This window comes from Dehalococcoidia bacterium, assembly GCA_035574915.1.
Classification (GTDB): Bacteria; Chloroflexota; Dehalococcoidia; order DSTF01; family WHTK01; genus DATLYJ01.
In genome coordinates this window covers 1-7,832 of record DATLYJ010000172.1, presented here as the reverse complement: position 1 = coordinate 7,832, position 7,832 = coordinate 1, and the positions used below count along the sequence as shown (strand labels likewise).

The 7,832-nt window shown below is 67.6% G+C and carries 9 protein-coding genes and 1 riboswitch; of the genes, 6 read left to right on the top strand and 3 right to left on the bottom strand.

The genetic code is table 11. The annotated features are described in order from the left end of the window. On the top strand, positions 1 to 146 hold a 146-nt coding region (locus VNN10_15505), incomplete at its 5' end, for a tryptophan synthase subunit beta (GenBank protein HXH23425.1). Between the two features lie 391 nt (positions 147 to 537). Here the strand turns inward: VNN10_15505 and VNN10_15500 are convergent. Then, entirely contained in the window at positions 538 to 708 is a 171-nt protein-coding gene (locus tag VNN10_15500; protein HXH23424.1) for a Flp family type IVb pilin, read from the bottom strand. A 97-nt stretch (positions 709 to 805) separates the two neighbouring features. After that, entirely contained in the window at positions 806 to 1,552 is a 747-nt protein-coding gene (locus tag VNN10_15495) for a ScpA family protein (protein HXH23423.1), read from the bottom strand. A gap of 407 nt (positions 1,553 to 1,959) precedes the next feature. Here VNN10_15495 and VNN10_15490 point away from each other — a divergent pair, with 407 nt between their 5' ends. The 3 genes from VNN10_15490 (at position 1,960) to VNN10_15480 (ending at position 4,152) form a co-directional block, all read left to right on the top strand. Then, the gene (locus VNN10_15490; GenBank protein HXH23422.1) at positions 1,960 to 2,511 is read left to right on the top strand and encodes a GNAT family protein; all 552 of its coding nucleotides are present in this window, start codon (positions 1,960 to 1,962) and stop codon (positions 2,509 to 2,511) included. Then, entirely contained in the window at positions 2,508 to 3,299 is a 792-nt protein-coding gene (locus VNN10_15485) for a class I SAM-dependent methyltransferase (protein HXH23421.1), read from the top strand. The genes VNN10_15490 and VNN10_15485 overlap by 4 nt, the downstream gene beginning before the upstream one ends. A 232-nt stretch (positions 3,300 to 3,531) precedes the next feature. After that, positions 3,532 to 4,152 (top strand): zinc ribbon domain-containing protein, encoded by a 621-nt coding sequence (locus VNN10_15480; protein ID HXH23420.1) that lies wholly within the window; start codon positions 3,532 to 3,534, stop codon positions 4,150 to 4,152. A 144-nt stretch (positions 4,153 to 4,296) separates the two neighbouring features. Here VNN10_15480 and VNN10_15475 read toward each other — a convergent pair whose 3' ends face one another. Beyond that, entirely contained in the window at positions 4,297 to 5,193 is an 897-nt protein-coding gene (locus VNN10_15475) for a DRTGG domain-containing protein (protein HXH23419.1), read from the bottom strand. 200 nt (positions 5,194 to 5,393) lie between these two features. Continuing rightward, positions 5,394 to 5,521: riboswitch (cyclic di-AMP (ydaO/yuaA leader) on the top strand. Between the two features lie 4 nt (positions 5,522 to 5,525). Here VNN10_15475 and otsB point away from each other — a divergent pair. Together otsB and VNN10_15465 are read left to right on the top strand one after the other, a co-directional pair. Continuing rightward, complete coding sequence (gene otsB, locus VNN10_15470) at positions 5,526 to 6,356, top strand: trehalose-phosphatase (GenBank protein HXH23418.1); 831 nt, start codon at positions 5,526 to 5,528, stop codon at positions 6,354 to 6,356. A 4-nt stretch (positions 6,357 to 6,360) separates the two neighbouring features. Further along, positions 6,361 to 7,830 carry a trehalose-6-phosphate synthase gene (locus tag VNN10_15465; protein HXH23417.1) on the top strand — a complete coding sequence of 490 codons (1,470 nt, stop codon included), beginning with the start codon at positions 6,361 to 6,363 and terminating at the stop codon, positions 7,828 to 7,830. Positions 7,831 to 7,832: the final 2 nt, after the last annotated feature.

Sequence of the window (7,832 nt, the reverse complement as noted above, 5' to 3'; positions counted from 1 at the left end):
TAATCCCTGCCCTCGAGTCATCGCACGCCATCGCGTACGTCGAAAAGCTGGCGCCGCGGCTCCGGCCCGACGACATCGTGCTCGTCTGCCTCTCCGGGCGCGGGGACAAGGACCTGGAGACGGTTTCGAAGGCGCTCAGAGCATGAGCGTCCTGCCTTCGCCATCCGCTTTTCAGCAATGACGGCATCGAGCCACGCGAGCGCGGGAGGACCGGACGCGCGCTGCCGGGGCTCCGCCACCGGCGGCCACGGTAGCGGCGCCGAGCGTGGGACAGGCGTTACGCCGCCGAGACTGGTGACGGTGGCATGGCCGGGGACGGCGCTCGGGCCGCTATCCCTCCGTTCGCCTTGGCGGCGGCAACGGCCGCACTGTTGCGGGCGCGGGGCTCGCATTTCGCAGCCGGAAGTTCTGAATCCGGGGCCGCGCGGGGCGGATAGCCCGCGAGGCGAGCAGCCTGGGTAAGGGCAGAGGGACGCTGCGGGCGGCGTCGAGCCGGCCGTCGGCAGACCGCGCTCGGCCGCCGCTACGGGCCCAGCGTCAGGGGATCGCGGCCGCGATATCCGCGTAGATGTCCATCAGCCCGGTCCCCATCACCTGGAGGCTCAACACCAGCGCGATGGCGACCATGGCGATTATGAGGGCGTATTCGACGAGAGTCTGCCCAGCCTCTCTGCCGGCCCGTTCCAGAAGTCTCAGCAACCAGCGCATACCAGTCTCCTTCAGACCGAGCTAACCGGCGCGGGAGCTCCAGTCCTTCTTCAAGAATCGGCAGACTGGTGGAACTCTGAATGGCCCGCGGCAAACCTCAGGCCGTAGCACCTGCGGCGCTTACTGCGCCGGGGACGCGCAGAGTGATCTCGCCAAAAGACTCGTCCTGGTCGGCGGTGATATCACCGGTCTTAAGCAGGTCGAGCACGGCCAGGAAGGTGACGATCGCCTCCAGCCGTGTGCGGCAGTCGGCGATGAGGTCGGCAAAGGACAGGCGGCCGCGCGCGCGCACGAAGCGCAACACCGCCTCGCGCCTCTCGGCGAGGTTAATCAGCGTCCGTTGCAGTCGCTCTGGTTCCGGCTCCTCCGGCAGTTTCTGCAAGGCCCGGCTGAGGACGCTCACGAGCTTGCGCAGCGTCACCTTCTCGAGGCCGGTGGGCAGCCACTCGGCCGGGACCGGCGCTACACGCGGAAAGGAGCGATGGCCGCTTTCGTCCAGCTGGCGCAGGTAAGACGCGGCCTGTTTGAAGGCCCTGTACTCCTCCAACTGCGCCGTGAGGTCCTGGGCGATCTCCTCGGCCTCGCGCGCGTCCTCTTCGGCTTCTGCCGGCGTGCGGGGCAGGAGGGCCCGCGACTTCAGGTACAGGAGCTTGGCGCCGACGGCTACGAAATCGGCCAGCGCCCGCAAGTCGATCTGCTCCTGGTCTCGGAGCATGGCCATGTACTGGTCGGTGACCTGCACCAGGGACACGGCGGTGATGTCGAGGTCGTCCTTCTCGATAAGGTGGAGCAGGAGGTCCAGCGGCCCCTCGAACACCTCGATCCGCACGGCGAGCATTGACATTCCGACCAGTCCTCTCCTTTGGCCCGACAGGAGGAGGCGCGATCCCGGCACAGCGCCCTTACGTCAAGAGGCAGCGCCGTCTGCGGATGATAGCAAATTCGATTCTGGCGCTAAAGCAGCAACAGGTATGGACCGCGACTCAGGGATTCATGGAAGAGCGAGCTTGGTGTCTGGCGGCCCGCCTCCCGGGTGTATAGGATGTCCTGGTCCCCGCACACGGCCACGTTGACTGCTCCGGAGTGCGGTGATACCGTCTGCCAATCATGACAGGCTGTTCGCCGCGCCTTTCGCCCGCGTGCCACACCGGCTGCGATCGGATGGAGGGCCTCTGGCCGCGCGTCTGACGGCGAGCGTCGAGACAGCGGAAGGCCCTCGCAAGAGGGCCTGTTTCGTTTCGGAGGTGAAAGGTGCTGGAAGGAAAGCTGGTGCGCTTGCGGCCGATGGAGCCGGACGAGGTCGATAACTACTACCGCTGGCTCAACGATAGCGAGGTCAAGCAGTACCTGAACATGCGTTACTTCTTCTCCCGCGCCTCGGAAGCCGAATGGCTGCGGTCACGCACCAACCAACCGCTCTCCTACAACAACCTCCAGTTCGCGGTCGACGTCCTAAAGGACGGACGCCACATCGGCAGCATCGGCCTGCACGAGGCGCACGCGGAAGACCGCAAGGCAACGGTTGGCATCGCCATCGGCGACAGGACAGCGTGGGACCAGGGTTACGGCACGGACGCGATGATCACCCTGTTGCGCTTCGCCTTCGACGAAATGAACCTGCACCGCGTGATGCTCACGGTGGACGAGCGCAATCTGCGCGCCGTGGCGTCCTACAAGAAGTGCGGCTTCCTCGAGGAAGGGCGCCTCCGCGACGACCGCTATGCCCGGGGCAAGTACTGGGCGACGCTCGTGATGGGCGTCCTCGAGGACGAGTTCCGGGCATTACACGGGGCGCAGGCATGAAAGGGGACGAGTCTTACTTTGACCCGCGCGTAGCCCGGGCTTACGACAGAGAGGCGCCAGGCCTCCCCGGCGACGTGGAGTTCTACAAGGCGCTGGCCCTCGAAGCTGCGGCCGCGGGTCACGACGTCCTCGAGCTCGCCGTCGGGACAGGGCGGGTCGCGATCCCGATCGCCCGGGCCGGCGTCCGCGTCGTCGGACTGGACGTCTCGCCGGCGATGCTGGAGGTCGCGAGACAGAAAGCGGAAGGGATCACGAACCTCGAGCTGGTCGAGGCTGACATGGCGGACTTCGAGCTTGGACGGAAGTTTGGGCTCATCTACGTCCCTTATCGCTCGTTCCTGCACCTCACGACCGTCGAGCAGCAGAAGTCCTGTCTGGGCGCCGTCCGCCGTCACCTCGTGCCGGGCGGGCGTTTTGCGCTCAACTTCTTCAACCCGGACATCGTGATGATGGGCTCCTGGCTGGGGCCGGACCGGCCGGGTCTACGGCTGGACAGCGAGTGGGAAGCGGCCGATGGCGGCAGGGGCCTGCGGTGGGAAACGCGACGCTACGTCACTGCAACCCAGGAGATCGACCAGACGTTCATCCACGAAGCGCTGGACAGCCGGGGTGAGATCATCTCCCGGCTGAACCGGAAGATGAGACTCCGTTACGTCTTCCGCTATGAGATGCAGCACCTGCTTGAACTCTGCGGCTTCGAGGTCGAGGCGCTGTACGGCGGCTTCCGGCGAGAGCCGTTCACGGATAGCAGCAGCGAAATGGTCTGGGTGGCCAGGCGGCCGGCCTGACTCGGGGCCAGGACGCGCACGGTCGAGCGAACGGGGTGAGAGGACGTTGGGTGACAAGGACACCGCCCGCGGCCTCTCGCCTACCTGAGGCAGGGTAGCGACTCGCATTCGGGGGGCCGCGGGCGGTAGCGCGGCGATAGACCGGCGCCGGCCCGGCCGATGGGTGACCGCGTGCTAGAATTCTTCAGGTTCTTCGGAAGCGCTGCGGACTGCGACCCGCGGAAGGGCGGACATGACAGACCTTCTTGCAAGCTGGCCGGGCGGGAGCCTGGAGGCCACCCTCAAGCTCATCGGCGCCCTCTTCATCGCCTACGCGATCGTCCTCTGGGTGAGCGCCGTCGTCTGGACCTATCGAGACGTGAGGACCCGGACCAATGACGCCTTCTCGCAGGCGGTCGCGGTGCTCCTCGTCGGCCTATTCAACCTCCCGGGCCTCATCGTGTACCTCGTGATCCGGCCGCAGGAGACCATCGCCGACGCCTACGAGCGCTCCCTGGAGGCGGAAGCCATCCTGCACGAACTGCAGCTGGATTCGAACGCCTGCCAGACCTGCCGCCGGCCCGTCGAGAGCGACTTCAACGTCTGTCCTTACTGCAAGACGCTGCTGCGCGAGCCCTGCCGGGGTTGCGCCAAACCGGTCCGCACGAACTGGGCTGCCTGCCCCTACTGCGCCACAGACCGCGTCGCGCCCCGCCCGGCGCCCGCGGCTCGAAGCGCGCCGCCGTCGGCGGCTTCGGCCGCACAAGCGGTGCAGCCGCCACCACGGCCGGCACCCTCGTCGGGCCGCGCGTCGGAGGCGCCGGCGCCGGCGCGGACCGCCGGGGCGCGCAGGGCCACGACTCCCGAACCGTAGGCAGCGGCCCACTTCACTCCCGACCCTGACGGCCGGGGCTTGCACGCGCCGGCCGATGCTGGCGTCGTCTCGGGGAGCCGCGGCACTTAGGGCCCAATGCGGCCAACGCGCTGGGCGAAAGCTAAGGCGCTAGCGGCTCCCAGGTCACTGGATTTTCTTGAGGAGATTAGCCCAGTCGATGCGGCCGGAGAGTAGCTCGCGCACCGCCTCGACTTTCGAATCGCCGGAGAAGGCGCCCTTCGTCCAGACATCGCTCAGGGCGGCCACAGCCGCCGGCGTCTGGTGCTGCGCGAGGAGGAGAGTGACAGGCTCGCCCTGGGCGCGATCGATGACATAGGGACTGGGCTGGTGGCCGCCGGTGATGACCACCGCCGCTGCCTCTGCCTCGATTGCGGCCAGGATAAGGTCCGTCTTGTAGGAGGGGGTGAGGACGGCGCGGGTACCAGGGAACCGGCGAAAGTGGAGCTTGGCGCCGTCCGTGTAGACCGGCGCCACGAGCAGATGCTCGACCGGCATGCGCAGGTTCTCGCCCTCGTACAGGACATCGGCCGCGAGGGCATGCCGCAGGTCTTCGACCAAGGGCGCCGCGAGGCGGAAGTCCTCCGGCAGTATGGCCAGAGGCCGCAAGCCCGCATTGGTCAGCGAGCGGGCGACTGCCTCGACGTCCCCGGGCGGCACCACGGTGGCTACGGTGCCCAGCAGACGCTGGCCGAGGCGCTCGCCCAGCGCTTCGTCCTCCGGGCCGGGGCCGCCGCGGACCACGACGACCGCCGGCGCATCGAGTGGTTCGTCCGCCCCGTCAAGCTCCACGACCGCCAGGTGTCCGGGCGCGGGCTTCGCGTCCGCGCGCTTCACCGGCGCTGGCACCGCGGCGAACCCAAGTGTGGCAAAGGTCTCCGCGTCAGCACGCGCCGCCTCCGAGTCTCCGATGCGCAGGAGTTGGACGCGGCTGCCCGCGCCGGCGAGGCCCTGGGCCAGGGCAACGGCAACCGTGGTCTTGCCAGTTCTGGGCTTGCTAGAAAGCACCTGCAGGAGCGGCATGATGAGGCTGTCGGATTATAAGCAAGGCTCCTCTTAGGGCAAAGCGCTTCACACGCTTACGACCGAAGGCCAAACGCTGCTGTTATATCGGGCCAAACGGCCCTGAAAGGGCCTGGCGCGCGCCATTAAGGTTTGGTTAAGCGCGTGCCAGTCGCGTCCTGGCAGGCCCGGTGCCGTGCTAAGATTCGGGTGTCGCCAGCCGCTGGCGTTGGCCGAATCCCTTCACAAAGGGAGCGGGGGAACCACACAGGGGGTGAAGTCGCCGGCGCGACAGGGCACTTTCAGGTCCTAACCCGTCAGCTAACCTCGCAGGCCTCTGAAAGGACATTCCGATGGCAAGCGGAGCCTCGGCACCCCGGCGCGCCGCCGGTGCATCGCAACCGGTCGCGGAGGTGCTCGCCCGTTGCCTGGAAGCGCTGTCCCACAGGCCAAATGCCCTCGTGTGTGACATAGACGGCACGATCAGCCGTATCGTCCCCCGGCCCGAGGACGCGACGGTCTCGCCGCGCGTCACTGAGGCCCTCGAGAACCTGGTCGGGGCGCTGGACCTGGTCGCGGTAATAACGGCGCGGCAGGCCGCGCTCGCCAGGCGCATGGTCGGGGCTGATGGCGTCGAGTACGTGGGTAACTACGGCCTGCCGGCCGGCGCGGACGTCCACGGCGCGGACTCGATCAAAGCCGCGCGCCGCGTCGTCTTGCCTCTGCTCGCCGGCCTGCCCTGCGTGACCGTGGAAGACAAGGGGGTTGCCTTCTCCCTGCACTATCGTAACTGTGACCAACCCGAAGCGGTGCGCGAACGACTTCTCTCGCTTGCCGCGCCGGTAGCCGAGGCGACCGGTACCCGGCTCCTGGAGGGGAAGCGGGTCATCGAGTTCGTGCCCGGCGCGCTGCCCGACAAGCACAGCGCCTTCCTGGCGTTGACGGAGGCAAGGGGCATCCGCGGTCTGGTTTATCTGGGCGACGACCTCTCCGACATTCCGGTCTTCGGCGAGATAAAGGGGCGTCGCGCGGAAGGCGTCATGGACGCCGTGGCGGTCGTCGTGCGCGACAACGAGACGGACCCATCGGTGGCGGAAGCGGCGGACCTGGCCGTGGAGGGCGTGGACGCCGTGGAGGAGTTGCTGGGGGCGCTTGCCCGTGAGCTGTCCAGGAGTGGGGGTTAGAGCCGTGATCGAGGCTGCCGGACGGGGAGGGAGCCTGCTGACTGTAAGCAACCGCGGGCCGCTGGAGTACAGGTGGTCCGGGGAGGGAGAAGTCGTGGCCGTGCCGGGCCAGGGCGGCCTGGCCACGGCCCTGAGCGTCGCGGCCAGGCTCCATCCCACAATCTGGCTGTCAAGCCCCCTTAGTGACGTCGACCGCCTGGTAGCCGAGGGTCGGGTGGAACCACCCGCCCGTGATGGAGCGGCTCACTTTGTCCTGACCGAGCCCGAGGCGTATGAGCTCTTTTACGGCCGCTTCTCCAACGAGGTCCTCTGGTTCCTGCAGCACTCGCTTCCCTGGCCACCGGACCTGGACGAGTCCGAACGCGAGCGCGCTTGGAGGTCCGGCTATCAGCAGGTGAACAAGGCCTTCGCGGACGCGGTCGTGAGCGAGATCGACACTGGCGCCGTGCGCGCGGTCATGTTTCACGACTACCACTTCTATACGGCGCCCGCCATGGTCCGCCGAGCGCGGCCGCACGCTTACCTCCAGCACTTCATCCACATCCCCTGGCCGCCGGCCTCGGAATGGAAGCGGCTCGACCCGGCCATCGTCCAATCGCTGTGTCTCGGCCTCCTGGGCAACGACAGCGTCGTCTTCCAGACACCCGAGTCGGCCCGGAACTTCGTCCAAACCTGCGCGGCGTTCGCGCCCGCATGCGACGTCGACGCCGACCGTGGCGTCGTGAGGACCGGCGGCAGAAAGGTCCGCGTCTGGGCTGACCCCATCTCCGTGGACCCCGAGGAACTGGCGGCGCTTGCCGCCTCGCCGGAGTTCTCGCGCTACAGGTACCTCCTGCGGCCGCAGCCCGGCGTCAAGACCATCCTCCGCGTCGACCGCCTCGACCTCACGAAGAACATTGTGCGCGGGTTCGAGGCCTACCGCCTCCTGCTGCGAGAGCACCCTGAGCTTCGCGAGCAGGTCTACTTCCTGGCGTTGCTCGTACCTTCGAGGAGCGACATCGAGTCGTACCGGGAATACCAGGACGAGGCCCTGACGCTCGTCGAGAGCATCAACCGCGAGTTCGGCAACCTGCGCTGGAAGCCAATCCGCGTCATCTTCGAGAACAACCGCATTCAGGCCCTGGCCGCGATGTCCCTCTACGATGTCCTGGTCGTGAACCCGGTGGCGGACGGCATGAACCTGGTCGCGAAGGAAGGTCCGACCGTGAACACCCGGGACGGCGTGCTGGTGCTCTCCCGCACGGCGGGCGCCTTCGAGGAGCTCGGCACGGCGGCGCTCGGTGTCAACCCGTACGACGTCGCCGAGACTGCCGAAGCCATCTACCGCGCGTTGACGATGCCACCGGAGGAGCGGCGAGACCGCTTCCAGAGGCTTAGGTCCGCAATCCTCAACCATGACCTTCGCGACTGGTTTGCGGCCCTGCTCGACGACATCGACCGGCACGCGCCCGTCCCGGCGTCCACGGCAGCTTAGCC

What these genes read in the sequence shown, in the direction of transcription:
- VNN10_15500 (HXH23424.1), bottom strand. Translation starts at nt 708, where the DNA reads ATGCGCTGGTTGCTGAGACTTCTGGAACGGGCCGGCAGAGAGGCTGGG.
- VNN10_15495 (HXH23423.1), bottom strand. Translation starts at nt 1,552, where the DNA reads ATGTCAATGCTCGCCGTGCGGATCGAGGTGTTCGAGGGGCCGCTGGAC.
- VNN10_15485 (HXH23421.1), top strand. Translation starts at nt 2,508, where the DNA reads ATGAAAGGGGACGAGTCTTACTTTGACCCGCGCGTAGCCCGGGCTTAC.
- VNN10_15480 (HXH23420.1), top strand. Translation starts at nt 3,532, where the DNA reads ATGACAGACCTTCTTGCAAGCTGGCCGGGCGGGAGCCTGGAGGCCACC.
- VNN10_15475 (HXH23419.1), bottom strand. Translation starts at nt 5,193, where the DNA reads ATGCCGCTCCTGCAGGTGCTTTCTAGCAAGCCCAGAACTGGCAAGACC.
- otsB (HXH23418.1), top strand. Translation starts at nt 5,526, where the DNA reads ATGGCAAGCGGAGCCTCGGCACCCCGGCGCGCCGCCGGTGCATCGCAA.